The 25,278-nt window shown below is 40.1% G+C and carries 23 protein-coding genes (1 of these 23 cut by a window edge); 11 read left to right on the top strand and 12 right to left on the bottom strand.

The window, feature by feature from the left end:
• Positions 1 to 3: 3 nt before the first annotated feature.
• The 8 genes from tpiA (at position 4) to DBX24_RS05270 (ending at position 9,149) form a co-directional block, all read left to right on the top strand.
• On the top strand, positions 4 to 762 hold the full coding sequence (gene tpiA, locus DBX24_RS05305; RefSeq protein ID WP_160224200.1) for a triose-phosphate isomerase: 759 nt from the start codon (positions 4 to 6) through the stop codon (positions 760 to 762).
• 24 nt (positions 763 to 786) lie between these two features.
• Positions 787 to 1,488, top strand: coding sequence for an SIMPL domain-containing protein (locus DBX24_RS05300; protein WP_160224198.1), 702 nt, complete (start codon positions 787 to 789; stop codon positions 1,486 to 1,488).
• Between the two features lie 17 nt (positions 1,489 to 1,505).
• Positions 1,506 to 2,333, top strand: a complete 828-nt coding sequence (gene prmA, locus DBX24_RS05295; protein ID WP_160224196.1) for a 50S ribosomal protein L11 methyltransferase — start codon at positions 1,506 to 1,508, stop codon at positions 2,331 to 2,333.
• Between the two features lie 148 nt (positions 2,334 to 2,481).
• Complete coding sequence (locus DBX24_RS05290; RefSeq protein ID WP_160224194.1) at positions 2,482 to 4,215, top strand: T9SS type A sorting domain-containing protein; 1,734 nt, start codon at positions 2,482 to 2,484, stop codon at positions 4,213 to 4,215.
• 23 nt (positions 4,216 to 4,238) lie between these two features.
• Positions 4,239 to 5,981 (top strand): T9SS type A sorting domain-containing protein, encoded by a 1,743-nt coding sequence (locus DBX24_RS05285; protein WP_160224192.1) that lies wholly within the window; start codon positions 4,239 to 4,241, stop codon positions 5,979 to 5,981.
• A 237-nt stretch (positions 5,982 to 6,218) separates the two neighbouring features.
• Positions 6,219 to 6,470 (top strand): type B 50S ribosomal protein L31, encoded by a 252-nt coding sequence (locus DBX24_RS05280; RefSeq protein WP_120489633.1) that lies wholly within the window; start codon positions 6,219 to 6,221, stop codon positions 6,468 to 6,470.
• 87 nt (positions 6,471 to 6,557) lie between these two features.
• Positions 6,558 to 7,724, top strand: a complete 1,167-nt coding sequence (locus DBX24_RS05275; protein WP_160224190.1) for a GlmU family protein — start codon at positions 6,558 to 6,560, stop codon at positions 7,722 to 7,724.
• Between the two features lie 12 nt (positions 7,725 to 7,736).
• A complete protein-coding gene (locus tag DBX24_RS05270) occupies positions 7,737 to 9,149 on the top strand; it encodes a hypothetical protein (RefSeq protein ID WP_160224182.1) in 1,413 nt (470 codons plus the stop codon).
• 559 nt (positions 9,150 to 9,708) lie between these two features.
• Here DBX24_RS05270 and DBX24_RS05265 read toward each other — a convergent pair.
• Positions 9,709 to 10,425 (bottom strand): DNA-binding domain-containing protein, encoded by a 717-nt coding sequence (locus tag DBX24_RS05265; protein ID WP_160224180.1) that lies wholly within the window; start codon positions 10,423 to 10,425, stop codon positions 9,709 to 9,711.
• A gap of 69 nt (positions 10,426 to 10,494) precedes the next feature.
• On the bottom strand, positions 10,495 to 12,414 hold the full coding sequence (locus DBX24_RS05260) for a phage tail-like protein (protein WP_160224179.1): 1,920 nt from the start codon (positions 12,412 to 12,414) through the stop codon (positions 10,495 to 10,497).
• Positions 12,415 to 13,068: 654 nt separating this feature from the next.
• Here DBX24_RS05260 and DBX24_RS05255 point away from each other — a divergent pair.
• From DBX24_RS05255 to DBX24_RS05245, 3 genes are all read left to right on the top strand, one after another.
• The gene (locus DBX24_RS05255; RefSeq protein ID WP_160224177.1) at positions 13,069 to 13,398 is read left to right on the top strand and encodes a nucleotide pyrophosphohydrolase; all 330 of its coding nucleotides are present in this window, start codon (positions 13,069 to 13,071) and stop codon (positions 13,396 to 13,398) included.
• Complete coding sequence (locus tag DBX24_RS05250; RefSeq protein ID WP_120489639.1) at positions 13,398 to 14,606, top strand: 3-phosphoshikimate 1-carboxyvinyltransferase; 1,209 nt, start codon at positions 13,398 to 13,400, stop codon at positions 14,604 to 14,606. Before DBX24_RS05255 ends, DBX24_RS05250 begins: the two co-directional genes overlap by 1 nt.
• Positions 14,607 to 14,692: 86 nt before the next feature.
• Complete coding sequence (locus DBX24_RS05245; RefSeq protein ID WP_120489640.1) at positions 14,693 to 15,172, top strand: cytidine deaminase; 480 nt, start codon at positions 14,693 to 14,695, stop codon at positions 15,170 to 15,172.
• 91 nt (positions 15,173 to 15,263) lie between these two features.
• On the opposite strand, the gene rpsB is transcribed toward DBX24_RS05245, so the two are convergent.
• From rpsB to DBX24_RS05195, 10 genes are all read right to left on the bottom strand, one after another.
• Entirely contained in the window at positions 15,264 to 15,998 is a 735-nt protein-coding gene (gene rpsB / locus DBX24_RS05240; protein ID WP_120489745.1) for a 30S ribosomal protein S2, read from the bottom strand.
• Positions 15,999 to 16,209: 211 nt separating this feature from the next.
• The gene (gene rpsI, locus DBX24_RS05235; protein WP_120489641.1) at positions 16,210 to 16,596 is read right to left on the bottom strand and encodes a 30S ribosomal protein S9; all 387 of its coding nucleotides are present in this window, start codon (positions 16,594 to 16,596) and stop codon (positions 16,210 to 16,212) included.
• A gap of 5 nt (positions 16,597 to 16,601) precedes the next feature.
• Positions 16,602 to 17,057: a 50S ribosomal protein L13 gene (rplM, locus tag DBX24_RS05230; RefSeq protein ID WP_120489746.1), complete on the bottom strand. Its 456-nt coding sequence runs from the start codon at positions 17,055 to 17,057 to the stop codon at positions 16,602 to 16,604.
• A 189-nt stretch (positions 17,058 to 17,246) separates the two neighbouring features.
• Entirely contained in the window at positions 17,247 to 20,195 is a 2,949-nt protein-coding gene (locus DBX24_RS05225) for a M16 family metallopeptidase (protein WP_160224175.1), read from the bottom strand.
• A 72-nt stretch (positions 20,196 to 20,267) separates the two neighbouring features.
• Entirely contained in the window at positions 20,268 to 21,671 is a 1,404-nt protein-coding gene (locus DBX24_RS05220; RefSeq protein WP_160224174.1) for a spore maturation protein, read from the bottom strand.
• A 435-nt stretch (positions 21,672 to 22,106) separates the two neighbouring features.
• Positions 22,107 to 23,183 (bottom strand): peptide chain release factor 1, encoded by a 1,077-nt coding sequence (gene prfA, locus DBX24_RS05215; protein ID WP_120489644.1) that lies wholly within the window; start codon positions 23,181 to 23,183, stop codon positions 22,107 to 22,109.
• A gap of 53 nt (positions 23,184 to 23,236) precedes the next feature.
• On the bottom strand, positions 23,237 to 23,455 hold the full coding sequence (locus DBX24_RS05210) for a DUF3820 family protein (RefSeq protein WP_160224704.1): 219 nt from the start codon (positions 23,453 to 23,455) through the stop codon (positions 23,237 to 23,239).
• A 14-nt stretch (positions 23,456 to 23,469) separates the two neighbouring features.
• Positions 23,470 to 24,540, bottom strand: coding sequence for an AI-2E family transporter (locus DBX24_RS05205; RefSeq protein WP_160224172.1), 1,071 nt, complete (start codon positions 24,538 to 24,540; stop codon positions 23,470 to 23,472).
• A gap of 23 nt (positions 24,541 to 24,563) precedes the next feature.
• Positions 24,564 to 25,034, bottom strand: coding sequence for a DUF6702 family protein (locus tag DBX24_RS05200; protein WP_160224170.1), 471 nt, complete (start codon positions 25,032 to 25,034; stop codon positions 24,564 to 24,566).
• Between the two features lie 57 nt (positions 25,035 to 25,091).
• Positions 25,092 to 25,278, bottom strand: the end of a protein-coding gene (locus tag DBX24_RS05195) for an LOG family protein (protein ID WP_160224169.1). It continues 572 nt past the right edge of the window; the window shows 187 of its 759 coding nt (coding positions 573–759); its start codon lies off the right edge, out of view — the gene reads right to left on this strand; it ends in the stop codon at positions 25,092 to 25,094.

Below are 25,278 nucleotides of genomic sequence, written 5' to 3'. Positions count from 1 at the left end.
ACTATGAGAAAAAATATCGTAGCCGGAAACTGGAAAATGAACAAAAACTTCCAAGAGGCAGAAAGCCTGATGAAAGAATTGGCAGACTACAAAAAGAACCACAAAACCCAGTGTGAGGTCTATATAGCTCCTCCAAGCCTTTACCTGACCACAGCAAAAACTATCTTCGCTAATAATGAAGTAGAAGTATATTCTCAGGATGTATCTGAGCACGCTTCTGGTGCTTATACAGGAGAGATTTCTACGGATATGCTGCAGTCTGTAGGAGTAAATGGCAGCCTTGTGGCACACTCCGAGAGAAGACAATACCACGGGGAGACTGACATTAGCGCAGGTAAAAAAGTAAAAGCGCTGTTAGATGCTGGGCTTACACCTGTCTACTGCAATGGAGAGACATTGGATCAGAGGAAAGCAGGCAAACACCTTGACATAGTAAAAGAGCAAACGGAAACTGCACTCTTCGGGCTTTCGGCAGAGGAGATACAGAAAGTCGTGATAGCCTACGAACCCGTTTGGGCTATCGGTACAGGAGAGACAGCTACACCAGAACAAGCACAGGAGATACACGCACACATTAGAAACCTCATCGCTGAGAAATACGGCAAGGCAGTAGCAGATGAAATATCCATACTCTACGGTGGCTCCGTAAAACCAGAAAATGCAAAAGAAATCTTCTCTCAACCCGATATAGATGGCGGACTGATAGGAGGTGCAGCACTTAAAATTGAAGATTTTTCTAAAATCATAGAGGCTTTTAACTAAGCCTCTTTTTTAAAGACAAAAGAGATGAAAAAATTAATCCTACTCGGAGCATTAGTAGCTGCACACGCACTTGCATTCGCCCAAAAAAACTTTATAGACCAGCCTTTCGTAGAAGTATCCGCAAAGGCTGATAGCCTCGTAGTACCCGATAGAATCTACCTCTCCATACGAATAGAAGAAGCGAGCTCTAAAAACAGGAAATCCGTAGAGGAACAAGAGAAACAAATGCTCTCCGCACTGAGACGAGCGGGTATCAATACCGATAAAGACCTTGAGATGGAAGACCTTTCCAGCTCGCTAAGGACATTCTTCCTGAAAGGGAAAAATATCATAAAGGAAAAAAACTTTAATCTGCTGGTAAGAGATGCCAATACTGCAGCAAGAGTACTCCTCTCATTAGAAGAAGAGGATATTTCTAATATAAACATATCCAAAATAGAATATTCTAAAACGGAAGAGCTGCTCCTTAGCCTAAAAGCTCAGGCTATGCAAAAATCCAAATACCTCGCACAGAAACTTGCACAATCCGTAGGGCAAAAAGCAGGGAAAGCGATTTTTATGTCGGACAATGCAAAGCAATCCCCATCATACGGAATAGCAGGAAGCAGCACAGGGATAATGGTAAGAGGGATAAGCTCAATGTCATTAAAGTCTGCTCCAATAGATGTAGAATTTAAGAAAATAAAACTGGAAGCAGAAGTAAGTGCAATGTACATTTTAGAATAATCAGATACTATTATATAATGACAGAATATTTAGAATTTAGTTTTAAGATAGCCCCACTACAGCCGTGGAGCGAAATCCTAATGGCAGAGCTTATAGAAATAGGTTTTGATAGCTTTACCGAAGAGCTTGATGGGATTTTAGGCTATATACCCGAAGAATCTTTCAACGAAAACAGCCTAAAAAGCCTCCCTCTAATGAGCGCTCCAGAGGTAAAAATAAGCTACACCTATCAGCAAATGCCCAACATCAACTGGAATGAAGAGTGGGAAAAAAACTTCTCTCCTATTAATATAGAAGAAAAAGTACTTATACGGGCAGAATTTCACGAGCCACGCCCAGATCTCCACGAAATCATCATCCAACCAAAGATGTCTTTCGGTACGGGGCACCACCCTACTACCCATCTGATGATTCAGCAAATGCTCGATATGGACTTCACAGATAAAAAAGTCCTTGATATGGGCTGTGGAACCTCCGTACTGGCAATCTATGCCAAGCAAAGAGGCGCAAACGAAGTAACCGCAATAGATATAGACGAATGGTCCGTAGAAAACTCCATAGAAAACGCTGAGCGAAACAGCGTACAGCTGAATATTTCACAAGGTACCGCAGAAAGCCTCGGAGCAGAAAGCTATGATATTATACTGGCAAATATCAACCGAAATATTCTGATTTCTGATATCCCAACCTATGTATCCGTACTAAAAGATAAAGGGCAACTGCTTCTCTCTGGTCTCTGCTTCTTCGATGTAGAGGATATACTTCAAGTCTGCAACGAACAAGGGCTCAAACTAACCCACCAACAACAAAGAGAGGAGTGGTGCAGCCTCCTATTAGAGAAATAAATACTAAGAAATACGAATCCTTAAGCCATCTTTATAGTTTAAAGGTGGCTTTTTTATGATAAATATCATAGATTAAAGCTATTTTCTTTATTTAAAAAAAATATACATTTGCCGAGTATTCAACTTTAATTATTCTAAATTATATACAGTGAGAAAAGTCTACCTTCCTCTATGCCTTAGTGTATTTGCTTGTATAAATGCACAGCAATTCAAAGAAGTAATGCCTCCAGCATTTAAAAACTTCTTCTTTGGAAGGGCAGCCATAGCAGACTTTAATAATGATGGCTATAAAGATCTGTTCTTTACTGGAACCGTAGACGAGAATAATAACAACCTTCCTGATTACTCTTTTAATACATTTTATAAAAATACAAATGGTACATTCTCTCCCTTACAGTCTTTTAGAGAAAATTCTGCCTACCTCGGAGATGCTAAGTTTATAGACTTTGATAATGACGGGCTATTAGATCTCGTAGCTACGGGGCTTTCATCTGATGAACACCGTACTTTAAGATGGAAAAATACTGGTGATGCTTTCGTATTAGATAATATAAGTGATGGAAGAATTCGCGGAAATATAGAGAGCTTTGACCTCAACCACGATGGATTATTAGACTATGCCGTTAATGGCTTTCAGTATAAGGATATTGGTGGAGTTAATTATAAGACCGATCTGTATATCAACTCCAAATCTGGGTTTTCAGATGCCAATAATGAAACAATCCCTCTCGGTAGCCTCAATGGAAAACTCCGAATCTTTGATATTAATAACAATGGGCTCCACGATGCCGTGATATTTGGAACTACTGCATCTGGAACATCAGAAAAAACATTTACGGTTTATAAAAATGATAATGGTGTTTTTAATACTCATCAGCAACTTGAAGGATTGGTTAATGGAGACTTAGCTTATGCAGACTTTAATGCCGATGGATACCTTGATATGATTGCTTGTGGGAAAGATAAAAACAATAATTACCACCTCATCTACTACAAAAATGATGGTGCAGGTAAGTTTCTAAAAAAGGAAATCTCTACTGAATATCTGGACAATTCATCACTAGATGTAGGAGACATTAATGACGATGGATACTATGATTTTATTGTGATAGGAAGTGGCAGTAGTGCCTCCAACACAACTAAGGTTTTTGTTTATAACTCCTCCTCTGATACATTTGAATATACAGATTATGGTATTCCACAATTAGGTGGTAATGGAGGAATTAACCTGTTTGATTTCAACAATGATAACAAATTAGACATCCTTATGTATGGAGCAAATAATAAAGAAACCGATAAACCGCACAAGACGAAACTCCTTGAAAATACACAGGACATAACCAACAATGCCCCTAACCCACCTGCAAACCTTTCTTCAAGTCTATCTGATAATAAAATCCTGTTTGAATGGAACGGTGCTAATGATGATAAAACCCCGTCAAAAGCATTGCAGTATGAGTTTATCGTTGGCTCCGCTCCTGGAAAATCCGATATAGCAAAATATACCGTAACCACTCCTCATTGGTTCCTACAAAAAGAAAACCTGCCTAATACAATCTATTGGAGAGTCAAGTCTATCGATGCTTCAAAAGTGCTGTCCAATGATTCTGAAGAGCAAGTGGTTTCTAATCTTTCAGTAAATAATATCACTAAAGAAAGTGGTGCAGTATTATATCCAAACCCTGTAAAAGATGTACTCAACATCCGTACTGAAGCAAAAGTAAAATCTTACAGAATAATCAATACTTCTGGGCAAGTCGTGCTAAGCAAAACCACAGATGAGAAAGCTATCAACTTATCTGGGCTCAGTAAAGGGCTTTATATCATAGAGATTGCATTCGAAGATGCAAAAACTCTATCAGCAAAAATTATTATTAATTAACTCTTAAAATAAAAACACTTATTATGAAAAAGATTTGTATCCCCCTAACTATCGCAGCATTAGCCTTTGCAAATGCTCAGCAGAAATTTGAAGAAGTAACGCCTACTTCATTTAAAGCCTTTTACTATGGAAAGGCTTCCATAGGAGATGTAAACAATGATGGCTTTAAAGATGTATTCTTCACTGGAACCGTAGATGAAGACGGAGATAACTATCCTGATATTACTAAAAACGAACTCTATAAAAATGACAATGGGACTTTTGTACCTCTGCAGCTATTTCCAGAAAATGCTGTACATTTCAGCGATAATAAATTTATAGATTTTGATAATGACGGGCTTTTAGACCTTGTTACCACTGGACTAAGCTATAATGATGTAGTCAACTACCGTACTTACAGATGGAAAAATACAGGTACTAAATTTGAACTGCAAGACAACCTCGATGGGAGGACATTCGGTAATATAGAAGTATTTGACCTTAACCACGACGGGCTATTGGATTATGCAGTAAACGGTCTCAGATTCATAGAAAATGTAGGTTTTGAGTACAAAACCGATGTGTATCTCAATAGTAAAACAGGTTTTTTAGATAAGAGAAAAGATATAATCCCTGAGGGGAGGCAGTATGGAAAGCTAAGAGTTTTTGATATTGATAACGATGGATACTTAGATGCTGTACTCTTCGGATTAAATGAAAATACAGAAGAAAAATTTACCATTTATAAAAATAATAAAGGGACTTTTGAAATTTCTCAAGAGCTTGATGGATTCCAAAATGGAGACCTGAACTATGCAGATTTTGATAGTGATGGTGACCTTGATTTTGTCATTAGTTCATTAGATAAAGAAGGAAAACACCACCTCATCTATTTCAAAAATAATGGAGGAATATTTACACCTCATCAAGAAATAAACTCTGATCATTTGAATGATTCTTCAATAGATATAGGAGATATTAATGGCGATGGATACTACGATTTTATCGCTATCGGAAGTGGGAAAAATTCAGCTAATAATGTAACCAGTGTATTCATCTACAATCCTACTACGGATAATTTTGAAGAACAATATTTTGATATCGACCCAGTAGGAGGAAATGGTGGTATTAACCTGTTTGACTTTAATAATGACAATAATTTAGATGTACTGCTATACGGCTTTGACTGGAAAATATCTGGCTATCCTTATGTAACCAAACTCTTTAAAAATGTACAAAGTATAACCAACAAAGCCCCAGAGCCACCTACCTATCTCTCTGCAACAGTAAGCGCTGACAAAGTTACATTTGAGTGGAGCAGTGGTAATGATGATAAAACTCCATCAAAAGCATTGCAGTATGAGTTTATCGTTGGCTCCGCTCCTGGAAAATCCGATATAGCAAAATATACCGTAACCACTCCTCATTGGTTCCTACAAAAAGAAAACCTGCCTAATACAATCTATTGGAGAGTCAAGTCTATCGATGCTTCAAAAGTGCTGTCCAATGATTCTGAAGAGCAAGTGGTTTCTAATCTTTCAGTAAATAATATCACTAAAGAAAGTGGTGCAGTATTATATCCAAACCCTGTAAAAGATGTACTCAACATCCGTACTGAAGCAAAAGTAAAATCTTACAGAATAATCAATACTTCTGGGCAAGTGGTGCTAAGCAAAACCACAGACAAGAAGTCTATTAACTTGTCTGGGCTCAGCAAAGGACTTTATATCGTAGAAATCACCTTTGAAGATGCTAAGCCACTGTCAGCAAAAATTATCGTAAACTAAAGTTTTTTCATTATCTTTTTTAATCGTTTCATTCGGGAAGCCTATCTTTTTTAGGTAGGCTTTCTTTTTAATAGACCTCAATGAGAAGAAATAATGAAGTAAAACACAATAAGTTTGCATTATTTAAAAAAAATGTTATTTTTGCAACCTCAAATACCACAGTAGCGATAGTCTGTCCATTACCATTCTATCCAAACTATTAGAAAATAAGAAGTTAAAAAATAATTTTTAGATATTATGAAAAAAGGAATCCACCCTGAAAATTATAGATTAGTTGTGTTTAAGGACATGAGTAATGATGAAATGTTCCTCTGCAAATCTACTGCGGAAACAAAAGATACTATCGAGTATGAAGGTCAAGAGTATCCATTGGTAAAAATGGAAATCTCTTCTACTTCTCACCCATTCTACACTGGTAAAGTGAAGTTAGTAGACACTGCGGGTAGAGTAGATAAATTTATGAACAAGTACAAAAAATTCGCAAAGTAATTTTATTGATTTCATAGTATTAAAAAGTCTTTCAGAGGTTTCTGAAAGGCTTTTTTTATTGTACTTTTGTGCAAATAATGTTAGACTATGCAGTTAGTATTTTCAGATGCACAATATTGGGAGGATTTCCTGCCTCTTACCTTTACTCGCCCTGTTGCAGAGATGAGATGCGGTATCCTCACTTTCGCAGAGCGATGGATAAAATTATTAAACATTTCTGAGAAAGCATACATCACAGAAGAATATTTGGAGGGTAAATATCCTCATCCCAAAGAGGTAGAAAGCCTTTTTATCGTGCCCAACTTTCTCCCAACTTTAAAAGTAGTAGAGCAAATAAAAGAATTAAAATCTGGCGAAGCCTTAGTTTATGAAAATGAACTCTTAGCTGCGAGAATTAATATGAAGAATTTCAGTCTGAGCCAGATTAAAAAGATGACAGACATAGAAGGAGAACTTATTTTCTTTAAACAACCCACAGATTTATTTTCTTTAAACGATAAGGCTATTAATTTTGACTTCGAGCTCCTGACCAAAGGCAGAAAATCTCAGCCGCTATCGGAGACGAATGGACTTTTAGGAAATGCCTCAGACTTGTTTATAGAAGAAGAAGCGGTAGTAGAATTCTCCACCCTCAATACAAAAACGGGTAAAATCTATATTGGCAAAGATGCCGAGATAATGGAAGGCTGCCACCTGCGAGGACCTATTGCGCTATGCGAAGGAGCAAAATTCAACCTAGGAGCAAAGATTTATGGAGCCACCACCATTGGCCCACACTCCAAAGTAGGTGGAGAAGTTAATAACATCATCATTTTTGGTTATTCCAATAAAGGGCACGATGGCTTTGTGGGCAATTCCATCATCGGAGAGTGGTGTAACCTTGGGGCAGATACCAATTCATCTAACCTGAAAAACAATTACGCCAATGTAAAACTCTGGAATTATCGACAAAAGAAGTTCATCGACACAGGACTTCAATTTGCAGGGCTCATAATGGGCGACCACTCCAAAACAGCAATCAATACCCAACTCAATACAGGTACTGTGGTAGGTGTAGCTGCCAATATTTTCAAGACTGGCTTCCCTCCCAACCTGGTGAGCAATTTCAGTTGGGGAGGGATGAAAGCTGATGCCCGATTTAACCTTGAAAAAGCCTGCGAAGTAGCCGAAAAAGTGATGTCTCGCAGAAAGGTAAGCCTCACCGATGCCGATAAAGACATCCTCAAATATATTTACGAACATTTCACAGATTAAAAACCCCATACAATGAAAATAAAGAGCCTTTTCTCCCTCAGTTTTTTTGCTTTAATACTCATTATTTCGTGTAAAAGAGACGAAATCAACTTTGAAACACCCAATGCAGAACTCAAATTTTCCAGAGATACGGTATTCTGCGACACGATTTACAATCAAGTACGCTCAGAAACCTATGCAGTAAAGGTCTTCAACACCGAAAACCGCGATATTTTCATCCCAAAAATCAGCCTACAAGGAGGAAATACCTCCCCGTACCGCATCAATGTAGATGGAAAAGCAGGTGTAGAGTTTAGGGATGTACCCCTCAGGAAGCACGACAGCCTGTACATCTTCGTAGAAATAGCACCCGTTGCCAACAGCAAGGAAGCGATTGCTGAAGACCGCATCATTTTCTCTATGCCAAAAGGAGAGCAGCACATCACCCTCTTTTCTGTGGTTCAGGATGCTGAGTTTTTCATTCAAACACAAACCAATCCCAACCTGCTAAGCGAGGATACAAACTGGACGAGTGATAAAGCAAAAATCATCTTCGGAGAGCTGACTTTAGCCGAAGGGAAAACCCTAAGTGTGGCAGAAGGCACAAAAATCTACTTCACCAAAGGGAGTGGGCTCAAAATATCAAAGAATGCAAAGCTCAACCTCAACGGTGCGCTGGACAACGAAATCCTCCTACGAGGGGACAGGAATGATACCCGCTACGATACCATTCCCCTCAACTGGAAAGGTATCCGTTTAGAAGAAGGTGCAAGCCTGAATGCCAACTATGCCAAAATCTTCGGGGGCGAAACAGGAATACAGCTCTACAAAGCCAGTGCAACCCTCCGAAATACAATAATGCACAGCTTTCAAGACTATGGAATTCGCTCAATAAACTCCCAGCTACAGGCAGAAAACCTCGTGATGAACAGCTGTGGGGGAGCAAATTTAGCCCTACTCGGTGGTGGCGAGGCAAGCCTTACGCATTGCACCTTAGCAAACGAGTGGAAACAGAATTATTCACTCCCTGCCTATGGGGTTTATGCTACGAATGAGTGGACAAACGATTCTGGCAATAAGGAAATCAACAACCTCAATCTGAAAATCCAAAATTCTATCCTCTACGGAAGTGCCGAGACCTCTATATTCTTTGAGCCTGTACAAGGGTATGATTTCAATTACCTCATCAGCCATTCACTCGTGAAGTATAGCAATAAGTCGGGGTTCAACTTTGATTCTAACGCCCTCATCGTCCAGTCAATAAAGAATGAAGACCCAAAATTTGCCCGACCTTATATCACAAAAATGAATCTTCGTCTAAAGCCCAACTCCCCTGCCATCGGGAAAGGAAGTACCACCGTAGCAGCCTCCGTCAGTAAGGATATTAAAGGTGAAGACAGAACCTCCTCCCCTAATCTTGGAGCCTATCAAACACCTACTCGTTAGCACGGCAGGCACTTACCCACTAGCGTGGCACCTTGCAGGTGGCGCACTTACCACAAACTAACCGCGCACCACCAATAGCTAGATGCCCACTGGCGTGGCACCTTGCAGGTGGCGCACTTACTACAAACTAACCGCACACCGCCAACCACCAATAGCTAAAAGCCAATAGCTATTTGCCATCTGCCAAAAAGAGTACGGCACCCCAAATGGGGTGCCGTACAAATAAATACTAACAATTATAAAAACGCATTATGCACACAAGTGATAAAGTGCAAGGTTTCTATTTTCTTTCTTATCAGCTAATGGCTTTAAAATTCATCGCTGAGTTTATTATTCATTCTTAAAGCTTATTTATTGTTTAGGTTTAATGGGATATCTTGGCTAATTTCTATCGCCTGAGTAGGCGAGACACTATCGCCCGAGAGAGCGAGTCACCTTCGCCCGAGAGAGCGAGACACTATCGCTCGGGAGAGCGAGACTGCTTCGCTTTTCCAATTGTCCCAAAAAAACATTAATATATGATTTAAATAGCATTATAATAGATAGTTAAGTAGATTAATCAGGCAATGACTACAGGAGTATTAAGCACCTCAGTTCTTGGGGTTTTTAGAAAGACTTTCGAGGTATTGCTAAACTGTGTAGTTATGCTCAGCTCGTAGTTGCCTGCGGGGAGCGAGGCGGGGATAAGCACCAAAAGACGAGATGGCTCATTTATCACGATGTCCTCGAGTTTTGTCTTAGCCTTGGTGTCTATATTGGTGAGGTAGATGCCATTGTCTGCGTGGGTGCCTGCAACCTTGAGGTAAGAACCTTTAATCTCTGCATTCTTGCCTTTGGTGAGTGTGCCATCGGTTTTGCCTGTGCTGAGGTCGGTAATACCGAAGATTGCCATTGGACTGGATTGCTCGCCAAGGAATTCTACTTTGGTTTGAGAGATTGCCTTCCTTAGCTCTACTCCTTGATTGACATTTACATAGACGCTGTGCTTGTCCTTATCCCAAGTCCTATCGCGGAAGGCTCCCTTGATGGCTGGGCGCATTATCACGAGACCTGTATTCACTACATAGCCTTGGAGCACGAGCTCTGTGCTCTTGCGATTAAAGCGGGAAACGATGTCTATTGCCGTCTCTTCTTTTATCTCCATACCTTCTTTTTTGAGCTCTGCTACAATCTCTGCTATGCTTACACTCCCTACGCTTGCGGGTACGCCTACAAAATCTGATGGGTCGCTGGTAAGAGGGTTATCTCTTAGCCACGCTTTTAAAGTATTTTTCATTGTAATAATGTTTATTGGTTTATAATGTTTCCTTTTATAAAAGGGGGATTGCTCCCCCTTTGGGATTTACTAGTCTTTTATGCAACGAACGGACATTGTAGATATTTTTTGTATAGTAATATTATTACCTACCCCTAATATTTGTCCTACAGTTTCACCACCTGGAGATACTGATGGATCTAAAGCTTGTGGAACTCTAAATTGTGGGTTCCTATCTTCATATGAAGATGCTCGAATATAATATGCATCATTAGAAGTATCCTGTGTTTTCGTCCATAAAAAACTCCATTGTTCTATCGAAAAAGGACTTGTACCAGAAGCTGTTCCAAGTCGAAGAATCTCTGTAAAAAAGCTTCCTCTATAAGACTTTATATCTACGAGTATACCTCCTCCTACAGTATTTAACTTCAACTGATGCATTTCTGGTTGTGTAGGGGTATGCCAGCCACTTGGGCAAGGATCAGTATAACTAGAAACATTAGCATTATACTCTGTCTTGTTATATCGTTTCCAAGCATCGGTAGTAGTACCTAAAGGAAAATCAGTCACAGAATTATATCTATAGACTCCGTTAGGGCCACTCGGTGATGGACCTGAAAGGCTACTCGGCCAGTCAATTAACTCGTGGCCATCGGCTACCCTGCCCCACTGGAATGCAGAACCAAACATTCTGTAGTCCATAAGTGTATTAGGAACTCGCATCTCATAAATCTGGTCATAGCCAAAGTCTGCTATACGGTTTGCATCGGCAAAATATGCTCCAAGGTTCTTGTCTAGCCATATCTGCCCGTCATAGGTCATTATTTTGCTGTACACAAAGCGGTGGTCATACCTGCCTGCTACCCCTGCTGTCTCGTGGTTATACTGCTTGTCTTTAACTCCTCCTGTAGCATAAACTTTTAAGTTAAATGGCGTCATCGCACTCGTTAGCTGTACCGGAATAGTAGCTATAAGCTCATCGGCACTTCCTGACTCTAAGAGTGGTGCGTTGTAAGTGCCGTCTATTACCTCCAGCGTACCTGTAATTACATTATAAAGCCCTGTACTAGGCGATTGGTGCAGCCTACCAGCAGGTATTGTTAGCTTTAAGGTCTTCTGGTTAGGCGCTGTACCTATGCTTACCGTCTTAGTGAATTCTCCAAAAGACTTACCATCTCCGTTCTTGTACGGTATCTTAACCGGTATCTTATAGATACTGCCGTCTATCTTCCCTTGGTAAGAAGAGGTAATAGGAGGTGTTCCCTGCACTGAGCTGTCTTCCTTCCAAGAAAATACAAATATGCTATGGTCTTGGAACAAGGCCGTACCCTGGCTTACGGTATAGGTCTGCTCTACATTGTATATCCCTATACGGAAAGTAGCCTTTATATTCCCTACCTGCGGCATACCTTTCAGGTTATACGAAATAATCTGGGAGGTGCCTGGTGCTACCGTTACCGAACTGTTTTGGGCTCCATCCAAAGCTACTGTGCCTGTAGGTGCAGGAACGCCCCCTGGCAGAGTGCCAGGAATGTTCGTAATCGTCATTGCAGAAGAAAGGTTTTGAGTATAAGGCGTAGCTCCAGTATTATTAATAAGAAGCTTCACCTTATGCGTACCGGAACCTGCGGCTACGGCTGTCCCCGCTTGGAAGACACCATCCCAGCCCGCTCCCATAATCTGAAGCGTAACTCCTGGTGGCAAAGAAGGCGCAACCGAAGAGATACAGTCCCAACCCGAATTAGAAAATATCTCTACGCATTTCCTATCGGTATTATAAATCATTGTACCTTCTACTATATCTGCAGAATTAAAAGCATCTCGCTCAACTGATGTTACTCTTGGGAAAATTACACCTTGCACAGAACTAGATGATACACTTGTATTCCGCGAAATATCCAGAGTAGCCTTTGGCGTCTCTGTATTGATTCCGACTCTGCCGTCGTACTCTGTCTGTGCGCTGGCTAATACTCCTATTAGCACAAACGCTAAAATCATTTTAAATCTCATATATCTATTATTTATGTTACTTCCTTGGGAATAATTATTGAGCGTTGAAACTGCGATTGAGTCGCCAGCCAAAGGCTGGCGACAATGCACCTCCCTTCTCTCCTCTCTTGTCTGATTTTGCTCTAAAAGAAGATTGACTAGCGCTTTGTCGCTCGCTTCGCTCGCGACTTTGTGGGGAGCACAGCCTCCTGCACAAGTGGAAAAATAAAAAACGGGCAAGTGCAAAAGCGCCGATAGGCGCGCGGGCAGAGCCCGCGCGCCTATCGGCGCTCTATATAGTCTTTTAAATAAGACTATATTTTGAAGGAAGGAAGGAAGGATAACAAATTATTGCACATACGCAAGTTTGCGTATATGATATTTGTCATGTTTTGTGTATTCCTTTTCATCCTTTTTTCATCTAATTGCGAGGCAAATATAAAACTTATTTTTTATCTGGCAACAATTAGCAGCTGGCGGCTGGCTTTTAGCTACTAGCTGGAGGTAGATAGTTTGTGGCTAAGTCCATCGGCTGGTAGCCGTCACCGGCTACGGTTCTAAACTATAAATTATTATCAGTGTTTTTAGTTATCTTTGAGCCGTTTTTTTAATCAATTCTTTAACAAGAAAATCCCTGTAGGCAAAGTTTGTTATTAATCTCAATCCCTCAATACTATGGAAATAAGTTCGCTTCAAAAAAAAGTAGATGAATGGATAAAAACGGTTGGTGTACGCTATTTTAATGAGCTGACCAATATGGCAATCCTCACAGAAGAGGTGGGTGAAGTGGCGAGAATCATCGCAAGGAGATACGGTGAGCAGTCGGAAAAAGAAACCGATAAAACCAAAGACCTTGGAGAAGAGCTTGCAGATGTACTCTTCGTTTTGCTCTGCCTCGCCAACCAAACCGATACTGACCTGCAAAAAGCATTTGACAAGAAAATGATTTCTAAAACCAAACGGGACAGAGACCGCCACAAAAACAACCCCAAGCTGAAAGACTGATGAAAATCCATAAGCCCAAACTCCCCAAAGAAATACAAATAAAAGGCTCAAAAAGCGAGACCAATCGCCTGCTCATCCTCCAAAAAGTCTTAGGAGCTATAGAAATCCTCAACCCCTCAAGTTCACAGGATACAGAGCTACTCAAAAGTGCCCTCGCCTCTCAAAACAAGATAATAGATGTGCATAATGCGGGTACTGCAATGCGCTTTCTCACCTCATTTTTTGCTATCCAAGAGGGAAGAGAAACCCTACTTACAGGCTCGGAAAGGATGAAGCAGCGCCCCATTTCCCCATTAGTAGAGGCTTTACAAGAGCTGGGAGCAGATATTCAGTATCTGGAGAGAGCGGGCTTCCCTCCACTCAAAATAAAGGGCAAGAAGATAGAGAAATCTTCGGTGAGAATACCGGCAGGTATCTCCTCACAATTCATCACCTCTCTCATCCTTATAGGAGGGAGTTTAGCTTCTGGGCTTATGATAGAATTAGTAGGCGAAATCACTTCCAGACCTTACTTAGAAATGACATTAAAGATACTCAAAACGCTTTATCCTAACGCCCCTATCTCGTTTCAAGGTCAGAAGATTTTTATCCCTTATCTCCTCAATGCCAAGCCTTCCCAATCCTCTTTTATTGTGGAAAGCGACTGGTCGTCGGCGTCTTATTTCTACTCTTTCGCTGCTATTGGGAGGAGGGAAATTAAACTCTCCAACTTTAAGAGAGATTCACTGCAAGGAGATGCTGTTGTATCCAAAATTTACAGGAATTTCTTCGGTGTAGAGACTGTTTTTAATGATAATGAGCATTCCTTGTCATTAATTCCAAAGGCGGATTTCTCTCGTCCTACGGAAATCCACCTTGATATGAATGATTGCCCAGACATTGCTCAAACCGTTTGTGTAACAGCTGCTGCAATGCAAATCCCCTTTACGATTGAAGGCTTGGCGACCCTTAAAATAAAGGAGACCGATAGGCTTCTCGCTCTTCATAATGAACTCAAAAAACTCGGCTGCCACACAGAGACCAGCCATTGTAGCATCAAAACGCTTCATTATACAAAGCCTGAACTGCCCATCTCTATCAAGACTTATGATGACCACCGTATGGCGATGAGCTTTGCCCCCTACTCCCTCCTCCAAGAAATCGAGATACAAAACCCCGAGGTAGTAGAGAAATCCTACCCTGAGTTCTGGAAAGATTTAGGGATTTAACACAATAAAACTAACATTTTCGCCTTTTATACTTGTTATTCCACTGAAAAGTCTTAAATTTAACTCCATTTTTTTAATTCTTAACTATGGAAAAAGAATTCATCATTAAATATGAGCTCATCAATGGGAAAGATGAGCTTAGCGAAGCCGACAGAAAACTCTACGATGCCGCTGCAAAAGTGAGAGAAACCGCCTATGCACCATATTCGGACTTTCTCGTAGGCTGTGCTTTATTATTAGAAAGCGGAGAAATTATTACGGGGAGCAACCAAGAGAATGCTGCCTATCCCTCTGGCTTATGTGCGGAGAGAACGACAATTTTCTGGACATCAGCTAACCATCCTGATGCAAAAATTAAAAAGATATTCGTTATCGGAGGACCTCGTACAAAGCCCGATGCTCCTGCGACGCCGCCTTGCGGTGCGTGCAGACAGAGTATGTTAGAATACGAATCCAAACAAAACGAGGAGATAGAATTCTTTTTCAGCTCATTGGAAGGAGCTATCTATAAAACCAAGTCCATAAGAGACCTGCTACCTTTCTCGTTTGATTTATCGTTTTTATAGACCAAAATATAAAAGGAGCTACTTTGAGTAGCTCCTTTCTGCGTATTTTTAAATTTTAAAAAATGATAATTTTTCTCTTTAATTAGAAACCTTATTCAGCATCGGCAGTTTCTTTGCCTTCTTCTTTAGATTTCTCTGTTTTTCTTTGAGAAAGACCTTCTTTTACTGCATCTGCTACAATGCTTAGAATCATATCAACAGATTTAGAAGCGTCATCATTTCCTGGGATTACGAAATCCACTTTTCTTGGGTCTGAGTTTGTATCTACGATACCGAATACAGGAATACCCAATTTCTTAGCTTCCGTTACAGCGATATGCTCTCTCAAAATATCTACTACGAAAACAGCTGACGGCAAACGCACCATATCCGCAATAGAACCGAGGTTCTTCTCAAGGTTTGCTCTTTGTCTGTCTACCTGTAATCTTTCTTTTTTAGATAAAGTTTCAAATGTGCCATCTTTCTTCATTTTATCAATAGCATTCATTTTCTTAACTGCTTTTCTGATTGTAACGAAGTTAGTAAGCATACCGCCTGGCCATCTTTCTGTGATGTAAGGCATATTGAGTTCTTGTGCGTGTTTAGCTACGACTTCTTTTGCTTGTTTTTTTGTAGCTACGAAAAGAACTTTTTTACCAGCTGAAGTTAATTTTTCAAGAGCTGTACAAGCCTCTTCTAATTTAACAGCTGTTTTATGTAAATCGATGATGTGAATACCATTTTTCTCCATAAAGATATACGGAGCCATATTCGGATTCCACTTTCTTGTCATATGACCGAAGTGTACACCTGCCTCTAAGAGGTCTTTTACATTTACTTTTGCCATTTTTTTGTTTTTTGTTAGTTTACTTTCCGCTTTCTTTTGCAATCAACTTTACAATGAGTGGGAGTAAAGTTTGGATGCTAAACATAACGGGCAATAATGCTGTTGGCGTCTTGCAGATTGTGCTTTCGGCTTCCCAGCGAGATTATTATTGAATAATAAATTAAATAAATGCAATATGCTGACCGATAACCGATAGCATACAGCCAAAATATTAACGCTTGGAGAATTGGAATCTCTTTCTTGCTTTCTTCTGACCTGGTTTCTTTCTTTCTACCATTCTTGCATCTCTGGTCAATAGACCCGCAGGTTTCAAAGCTAATCTATACTCAGCATTTACCTCGCAAAGCGCTCTAGAAATACCCAATCGGATAGCTTCAGCTTGTCCTGTAATACCACCACCGAAAACATTCACAGTAACATCATATTGCTCTACTGTTTCAGTTAATGCAAATGGTTGGTTTAATTTATATACCAATACATCTGTAGAGAAATATTCTTTAGCATCCTTACCATTAACTTTAATGTTACCAGTACCCGGCTTCAAATATACTCTTGCTACAGAAGTTTTTCTTCTTCCAATTTTATGAACTGTAGACATAGTGATTATTTAAATTCGTTGATATTAATTACTTTTGGCTGTTGAGCTTCGTGCTTGTGTTCTGCTCCCTCATATACATATAGATTTTTGTAAAGCTGAGTTCCTAATTTATTCTTAGGAAGCATACCTTTTACAGATTTCTCTACAAGTCTTAGCGGATGCTTTTTAACCAATTCCGTAGCTGTTACAGACTTCTGACCGCCTGGGTAACCAGTATGCCAAATGTAAGTCTTATCTGCCCACTTGTTTCCTGAAAGGCTAACCTTTCCAGCATTCAAAACGATAACATTATCTCCGCAATCTACGTGGGGAGTGAAGTTCGTTTTGTGCTTTCCTCTCAAAATCTTTGCAACCACAGAGGCTAATCTACCTAATGGTTGTCCTTCAGCGTCTACCACAACCCATTCTTTTTTAGCGGTAGCCTTGTTCGCTGATACAGTTTTGTAACTTAATGTATTCACACTTATAAGTTTAACGATTAAACATAATTTTCCCAATAAGGGTGTGCAAAAGTATATATTTTTTTTCAAAGAGAAAAATATTTCGCGAATTTTTCCCTTAGGCAAAAGCTCTCCTCATCATCAATTATAGAAGAAAAATCCATACTAAGCAGTACTTAGTATGGATTTTATCCTGCTCAAAAAATTATTTTAATATCCAAATAATTCTTCAAGACTAAGGGTTTGTACTTTACCTATTTTTTGAAGCTCTTCCTTAGATACTTTTTTATCCGAAGCGAGAACGACATAAGTATAAGGCTTCTGAGAGAAGTATTTCTCGTGGAAACTCTGGACATCTCTCATCGTAATTTTATCTACATTCTGATAAACCTGCTTCCTGATATCCTCTTTAAGACCTAAATTCTGAGCCGCAAGATAATTATAAATAATACCATCTTGAGTTATTCTCTCTGTCTGTATATCTTTCTTCACTTGGTTTTTAGCCAAATCAAGGCTACCAGAGAGTACAGGGAGGGTATTCAGCAAATCATTCATCGCAGAGACCGCTTCTTTAAACTTATCCGCTTGTGAGCCTACATAAGCCTGCATATAGTATTTATCATTCTTTTTAGATGGAGATACATAGACTCCATAAGTACTATACGCTAATGCTTTACTCTCTCGGATAGTCTGGAAAACAATGGAGCCCATCCCATTACCAAAGTAATTATTAAAGACTCTTACTAGCGTTGTTTCCTGAGGATTATACGGTGTAGTATTTCTTAACCAGCGGGTTTCTGCCTGTACCATTTCATAATTGGTAAAGAGTACTCGGTTTTCTTTCTGCTCGGTTTGAGTAAAAGTTACAGCCTGTGGTACAGTACATTTCTTATAGCCTTTCGGGCTGTTATAGCCAAAGATATGATGCTCTTTTGCGAGCTTATCCTCTACTTCTTTTAAGGATGCAGGACCGTAATAAATAATGGTTTGCTCGGCATCTCTCAGACTGCATAGAGAAGATTTCAAATCTTTACTTGTAAGGGCATCCAGCTGAGCATTGGTAAAGGTATGGTTAAATTTATTCTTAGCGCCATAAAGAGCATAGTTTGTAAGAGCTCCCATTATAGTACTTTTATTCGCTTTGGCATCGGTTCTTGATTTATGGAGCCTTGCTTTTAATGCCTTCAATGCCTCTTCATTAGGTTGTGCATTTGCTACTAAATCTTCGTAGAGTTTTACGGCTTTATCAAAGTTCTCCTGCAAGCCTTCAATGGTTACGGTAGTATATTCTTCACCGGAAGAAATACTGAAACTTGAGGCAATCTTATAGAATTCTTTGGAGATTTCTTCGGCGGATTTTTTATCCGTTCCCAGATAATGAAGATATTGAGTAGCCAAAGGTACTTTCAGGTCATTAAACTTTGATATTTTATATCTGTATCTCAGTCTGAAAAGCTGATTCTCCTTATTCTGAACATAGAGTACCTCTGCATCTCCGAGTTTTGACTTTTGCAGATCTTTGTCATAGTCCAAAAACACTGGCTGAGAAGGAATGCTCGGTATTTTCTCCACTGCTTTTACAAAGTCGGATTGTTTATCAGCATTTGTTTCCACAGGAGTAATGGTTGGCTTCTCTATCTTTTGAAGGTCGGTACGCGCTCCTTTTTTCTTCAATATTGCCACATAGTTATCCCCGAGGTATTTATTAGCAAAGGCTACCACATCTGATTTTTTAACCTTAGAGAGGTCATCCAGATAGGCTACTCTGTCTTTCCAGTCCTGCTCATCTGTAAAGGCTTGCATTAAGATATTCGCTCTGGTATTATAAGACTCTGTTTCTTGTATGATATCCTTCTTCATATTATTTGCTATGGAAGGAATCAGGTCATCATCAAAATTTCCTTTTTTAAGGTTTTCAATCTCGCTTAGGATAAGGTCTTTTACTTCTTGGAGAGATTGCCCTTTGGTAGGTGCTCCTGAAAGGTAAAGCACACCGTGGTCTATAAGTGTAAAGGTAAATGCCCCTGCCCTTAGGAGTTTTTGCTTTTTCACGAGGTTAAGGTCTAAAAGCCCTGCCTTGCCATTGGTTAAAATATCTCCTACAAGGTTTGCGAGTATTACATCTTTGTCTTTATTGCCTGGCAATCTAAACCCTATGGTTACGCTCTCTGCATCTGGGCCTACGATTTCTTTTACTACAGGAGAAGTTATCGGTGTTTCCTGCTCGAAGGTATATTTAGGTACCTTCTTCGCCTTCATATAGGAAAAGTCCTTATCTATTTTCTTAATCACTTCATCAGGGTTAAAGTCCCCTGAAAGCACGATTGCCATATTATTAGGCACATAATACTTATGGAAATACTTCCTGATTTCTACTAATGAAGGATTTTTCAGGTGCTCCACAGTACCTATAGTAGTCTGCAAGCCATAGTTATGCTTCTTGAACAAGTTTTCAAAAAGGGTTTCAAAGACCAAAGAGCCGTCGCTATCCAATGAGCGGTTTTTCTCTTCATATACGGCTTCCAGCTCGGTATGGAATATCCTTAGAATAGGATTTCTAAAACGCTCAGACTGTACTGCAAGATATTTATCCAGAGAACCAGCAGGAATATCATCCGTATAAACCGTCTTCTCAAAAGAGGTAAAGGCATTGGTATTCTGCGCACCCATTGCAGACATCATCTTGTCGTATTCATTTGCAATGGCGTATTTACTCGCCACCCCAGAGACGGAATCTATCTGTTTATAGATTTCTTTTCTCTTCTTTTCGTCTTTGGTTTTGTTGTATTTCTCGTAGAGAGCATCTATTTTATCGAGCTCTTTTTTCTCTTTCTTCCAGTCGAGAGAGCCGTATTTATCAGTTCCTTTAAAGAGCATATGCTCCAAATAATGTGCGAGCCCCGTATTGGTCTTAGGGTCGGTTTTACTTCCTGCCTTTACGGCTACATAGCACTGTATCCTCGGCTCTTTATTGGTTGGGCTAAGGATTACGGTAAGACCATTTTTCAGTGTGTAGAAGCGGGCATTAGTCGGGTCATTGGTTACATACTTATAGGTATAACCACCACTTTGCGCTTCTTTCCACTGGTAGGACTGCCCATAGGCGTTGAACGACAATACAGCAGCCAAAAACAATGTGGATAAACTTCGTTTTATCATAGTTTCAAAAATTTGAATAATTAGACTTTATTATATAGTAAATGTTACAATCTCTTTGCTTAAAATTTTCTATTAGCTAAAGAATAGATACGCCAGCACAACCGAAGTAATGATGCCCACTAAATCTGCTAACAGCATTGCCGTTACCGTATATCGGGTGTTTTTAATGCCAATAGCTCCGAAATACACCGCTATTACATAGAATGTAGTATCTGAGCTCCCTTGTAGCACTGCCGAGAGCCTTCCTTGAAAACTATCCGCCCCAAATGCCGACATCGTATCAATCATCATTCCTCTTGCACCAGAGCCAGAGAGAGGTTTTATAAGCGCTGTGGGCAGCCCATCTACGAATCTCGCATCAAGGTTGGCTACGCCAGCCAGCCACTTCATTCCCTCTATCACCACATCAAATACTCCTGAAGTTCGGAGCATAGAAATCGCGATAAGCATCCCCACCAAATACGGAATAATCTTTACGCAAGTAGTAAATCCCTCCTTTGCTCCTTCTATAAAGGCATCAAAAATATTAATTCGCTTATAGATTCCTCCAAGCACAATGGCGAGGAAAATCAGCAAAATCAATCCATTGCTCAGTACTTTACTGAAAGTATCCAGCTCATCCTTGCTCAGATGTACCAGATACATTACCAGTAGAGCAATAATCACCGAAATACCTCCGATATACGCCAGCACAACGGGCTGAAGCAAATTGAGCCTTTGATAGAGAGACACAATAATCATCGCTGCCAGAGTAGCAGAAAAGGTAGCAATCATACACGGAAGGAAGATGTCCGTAGGCGTTACCGAGCCCATAGATGCGCGAATGGCAATAATAGATACTGGGATGAGCGTCATTCCCCCTGCGTGCAAGCACAAGAACATTATCTGAGAATTGCTCGCCTTGTCTTTATTTGGATTAATGCTTTGCAGGCTTTCCATTGCTTTCAGCCCAAAAGGTGTTGCGGCATTATCCAAGCCGAGAAGGTTTGCCGAGAAGTTCATCAGCATATGCCCAAAAGCAGGGTGGTTCTTCGGTACTTCAGGAAAGAGACGGGAGAAGAACGGCTGTATCAGCCGCGAGAGGAGATTGATGCCTCCAGCTTTCTCAGCGATGGACATAAAGCCCATAAAGAGCGTCATAATCCCGATAAGCCCTATACAGATATTCACTGCCGTTTGGCTGGTGCCAATCACCCCATCGGTTTCCTGTATTCTGTATATTTTCACGGTTTCATCGGTTGGATTGTATCGGTAGTGAATTTTACCATCCGAAAAGTTATGGCTCTCCTTAAACTTTTCCTTTGCATCAAATGGCAAATCCACTACGAGCTTCTGTGCTATCTGTACCGTATCTCCGCTTTTACCAACTACCATATCATTATAAATCGTCTGATAATTGCCCGAAAGCATATACTTAAAACTCGCTACCACTACCGCTATAATGATAAAGGCACTCCAAATCCTGCTTAAAACCATTTGCTAAATTTTGGCTAAAAGTAAGAAAAAATTTAAACACTGGCGGATGGCAGTAGGCTATAAGCAGTAGGCAGTAAGCTACTGGCGATTGGCTTTTAGCTGCTTGCTAATAGCTAGAAGCTAGAAGCCACCCACTGTGGGACACACTTAGCCACTGGCGTGGCAGGCACTTAGACCGTAGCCGCACCGTAACCGGTGAGGCACTTAGGACAAACTAACCTGCTATAAGCCAATTGCCACTTACTGCCTAAAGCCTAAAAAAACACCTTTGTAAGTTATTGATTTCCAAACCCCACAGAGAAAGCAAAAAAAACTGACTGCCTTTTTTTTAAAAACTGACTGCGTTTTTAAAAAATGGGACTTTCATCTCTAAAAAAGCCAGTTGCTGATAACTGGCAACTGGCTTTTAACTAATAGCTATTAGCAATATATGTTCTATTCTTCTCCTTTCATCTTCTCGGCGTTTTCTGCCATTATTACAGCATCGAGCATCTCTTGGATATCACCATTCATATAGGAATCGAGGTTGTAGATAGATTTATTGATTCTATGGTCTGTAACCCTCCCCTGCGGATAGTTATAGGTTTTAATCTTTGCAGAGCGGTCTCCCGTAGAGACCATTGTCTTCCTCTGTGCAGCAATGTCTCCTACCACTTCCTGGAGCTTTATATCGTAGAGTTTTGCGCGGAGCATTTCCATTGCGAGCTCACGGTTGGCAAGTTGAGAGCGCGCCTGCTGGCAAACCACCACAATACCCGATGGCTTATGGGTAAGCTGTACTTTGGTTTCCACTTTATTTACATTCTGTCCACCAGCACCCCCTGATCGGGAGGTCTGCATCTCTATATCGGCTGGGTTGATCTCCACATCTACTTCTTCTGCTTCGGGGAGTACCGCTACGGTAATTGCTGAAGTATGCACACGCCCCTGAGACTCGGTTTCGGGTACCCTTTGCACCCTGTGCACACCAGATTCAAACTTCATAATGCCATATACGCCATCTCCCTCTACTTTCATTATAAGCTCTTTATAGCCTTTTGATGCTTCATTGGAATCTGTAATCTCGTGCTTCCAGCCTTTTTGTTTAAAGTACATTGCATACATTCGGTAGATATCTTCCACGAAGATTGCAGCCTCGTCTCCCCCCGTACCTGCACGCAATTCTACGATCACATTCTTATCATCGGCAGGGTCTTTGGGGATGAGGAGATATTTAAGGTCTTCTTCAAACTGGGGGATTTTAGCCAAAGCCTCTTGCTTTTCCATTTTTGCTAAATCTACCAAATCTTTATCTGAACCATCGGCAATAATTTCATCAGATTCGGAAATAGTGTCAAGTGCTTGCTTGTACTCATCATATACGCGTACGATTTTCCCCAAATCACTGTACTCTTTATTGAGCTGAGAGTATTTCTTCTGGTCGGATATTACATCGGGCTGAATGATGAGATCTGCGACTTCATTATATCGTTGCTTGATAGCTTCTAACTTTGGAATTAATGACTTTGACATCTTTAAAATTTTTCGCGGGCAAAGATACTGATAATTGGCAGAATTAAAAACCGCTATAAGCTCTGCTTTATGGTACTCAGGAGGCCCTCCAAGCCATTGAGTTTAATCTCATAAACCGTTGCCAGTTGCATACCGAGCCTGCCTTTGGGGAAGCCTCCATTCCTGAGAAACCATTCAAGGTAAGAGATAGGCAAATCCGCAAGAATATGCCCCTTATACTTCCCAAAGGGCATTTTCACTTTACAAATTTCCTTTAAAATACTGGGGTCTATACCTGTATTCATCTCTATTGATTATTTATCTCTCCCTCCTTGGGGCTTGAAATTGGCTCATCATCACCACTAAGAAATTCATCTTTATAAATCTGAATAAGAAGCACCGTAATAGAGACCATAATAGGTCCAAAGACCAAGCCCATAAAGCCAAAAAGGTTCATACCCATTATAATTCCAAAAACAGTATTAAGCGGATGGATATCTTCCAACTTTTTCAGGAGGGTAAATCTGAGAACATTATCGGTAAGCCCTACCACTACAAGGCAGTAAAGTGCCAGCAGCACTCCCCCTGTGCTATCTCCCTGTGCTACCATAAAAATCGAAACAGGAATATAGACTATAGCACCTCCCACAATGGGAATCATAGAAGCAATAGCCGTAAGACCAAAGAGAAACATAGGGCTCGGTGCTCCAAAAATAAAGTAACCGATAAGTGCAACGATACCCTGTCCCAAAGCCACTACAGGAATACCTACAGCATTGGCAATAACGAGCTTTCTGAACTTCTGCCCAATAAGGTCTGTATTTGCTCTTTTAAAAGGAATGGCTGTCATCAGTGCATGCTCAAACTGACGAGCATTTGCAAACATAAAGTAAAGGATGAAGTACATAGACGAAACAATGGTAACCATATTCACCGTAGTGCTTACAATCTCAGTAGAAAGCTGTGCTGCCAAGCTCTGGATTTTTGTGATATTATCCTTGCTAAGAACATCTACCCCCGTTTGGGAATAGATATATTCCTGTATTTTATTGAGGAAATCGCTTAACTGCTCCAGATACTGTTGAGAATTAATAATCCGCACAATCAAGGAATCCGCAAAGAAGTACACGGGTATTATGAGCACCACAAGGCTCTGAAACAGAATAAATAATGATGCCCACATCGGTTTCCACTGCCTCTTTCTCTGTAAGTAGAAATTAAAATCTCTGCACATTATGTAGAGTGTAGCTGCTCCAAGTACAGAGGGGATGAACATAGACAGGTTAGAACATATCAGGTAGCTTAGTGTCAATATAATTGCCAATAAAGCTACCTGTTTTATTACTGTTGAGCTAATTTGTCTCTCGTTATTCAGCATAGAAAATAGGAATTTTTTTTGTCTTAGAAAGATACCTCATTTGTCTCTTTTCCTTTTAAGAAATTCATCGTTTTTTGTTGCCCTTTGTATGCGATATTCACAACATTAAACTGTTTAGGATAGACATCAAGGAGAATGGTATTTTTTATCTTGATACTACTCATATCGCTCACGCCTCCTGCTTCAAAATATACCCATAGGGTTTCTCCATTTACTTGGCTACCTGTAAAAGTTAGGCTTTTCGCTACTCCATTTACACTCACCGTAAAAGTTCTGCCTACATATTTCTCTGCTTCAGAGCCAAAATTCGGTGCATTGGTCTGTACTCTTATCGCATTGGAGATATGCTCGGCATTCATTTTAGTAGTAAATTTCAAAGTCTTACTACCTTCTACATAATCTACCTTAGTCATAGAAGAGAAGAAATCCGCCGGCATAAAACTCATCATAATGAGTACAAAAATACCTCCGAGAATATATAATACTTTTTTCATCTCAAAAATTTTAATATTATTTAACAGCAAATGTACTATTCTCAAATGATATGCCAATTAAAAATTCACATTCACTGTGTATTTATCATAGAAATCCTTAATATGAGCTACAACTTCATCTGCTGAATCTACTACTCTATAAATTGAAAGGTCTTCTTCTTTTATCATTCCCTGTTTTACTAATGTATCCTTAAACCAATCTAACAAGCCATTCCAAAATTCCGAACCCACAAGTATAATAGGA

The organism is Bergeyella cardium (assembly GCF_009914665.1).
Taxonomy (GTDB): Bacteria; Bacteroidota; Bacteroidia; order Flavobacteriales; family Weeksellaceae; genus Bergeyella_A; species Bergeyella_A cardium.
Note: the sequence above shows the minus strand (reverse complement) of the source record. Positions and strands in the feature narration are given on the sequence as shown.

Coding starts and splice junctions, on each gene's coding strand:
- DBX24_RS05225 (WP_160224175.1), bottom strand. CDS start 20,195: ATGATAAAACGAAGTTTATCCACATTGTTTTTGGCTGCTGTATTGTCG.
- DBX24_RS05260 (WP_160224179.1), bottom strand. CDS start 12,414: ATGAGATTTAAAATGATTTTAGCGTTTGTGCTAATAGGAGTATTAGCC.
- DBX24_RS05280 (WP_120489633.1), top strand. CDS start 6,219: ATGAAAAAAGGAATCCACCCTGAAAATTATAGATTAGTTGTGTTTAAG.
- prfA (WP_120489644.1), bottom strand. CDS start 23,183: ATGTCAAAGTCATTAATTCCAAAGTTAGAAGCTATCAAGCAACGATAT.
- rpsI (WP_120489641.1), bottom strand. CDS start 16,596: ATGTCTACAGTTCATAAAATTGGAAGAAGAAAAACTTCTGTAGCAAGA.
- DBX24_RS05265 (WP_160224180.1), bottom strand. CDS start 10,425: ATGAAAAATACTTTAAAAGCGTGGCTAAGAGATAACCCTCTTACCAGC.
- DBX24_RS05200 (WP_160224170.1), bottom strand. CDS start 25,034: ATGAAAAAAGTATTATATATTCTCGGAGGTATTTTTGTACTCATTATG.
- DBX24_RS05285 (WP_160224192.1), top strand. CDS start 4,239: ATGAAAAAGATTTGTATCCCCCTAACTATCGCAGCATTAGCCTTTGCA.
- DBX24_RS05205 (WP_160224172.1), bottom strand. CDS start 24,540: ATGCTGAATAACGAGAGACAAATTAGCTCAACAGTAATAAAACAGGTA.
- DBX24_RS05250 (WP_120489639.1), top strand. CDS start 13,398: ATGAAAATCCATAAGCCCAAACTCCCCAAAGAAATACAAATAAAAGGC.
- rpsB (WP_120489745.1), bottom strand. CDS start 15,998: ATGGCAAAAGTAAATGTAAAAGACCTCTTAGAGGCAGGTGTACACTTC.
- DBX24_RS05255 (WP_160224177.1), top strand. CDS start 13,069: ATGGAAATAAGTTCGCTTCAAAAAAAAGTAGATGAATGGATAAAAACG.
- tpiA (WP_160224200.1), top strand. CDS start 4: ATGAGAAAAAATATCGTAGCCGGAAACTGGAAAATGAACAAAAACTTC.
- DBX24_RS05300 (WP_160224198.1), top strand. CDS start 787: ATGAAAAAATTAATCCTACTCGGAGCATTAGTAGCTGCACACGCACTT.
- DBX24_RS05220 (WP_160224174.1), bottom strand. CDS start 21,671: ATGGTTTTAAGCAGGATTTGGAGTGCCTTTATCATTATAGCGGTAGTG.
- DBX24_RS05275 (WP_160224190.1), top strand. CDS start 6,558: ATGCAGTTAGTATTTTCAGATGCACAATATTGGGAGGATTTCCTGCCT.
- prmA (WP_160224196.1), top strand. CDS start 1,506: ATGACAGAATATTTAGAATTTAGTTTTAAGATAGCCCCACTACAGCCG.
- DBX24_RS05245 (WP_120489640.1), top strand. CDS start 14,693: ATGGAAAAAGAATTCATCATTAAATATGAGCTCATCAATGGGAAAGAT.
- DBX24_RS05270 (WP_160224182.1), top strand. CDS start 7,737: ATGAAAATAAAGAGCCTTTTCTCCCTCAGTTTTTTTGCTTTAATACTC.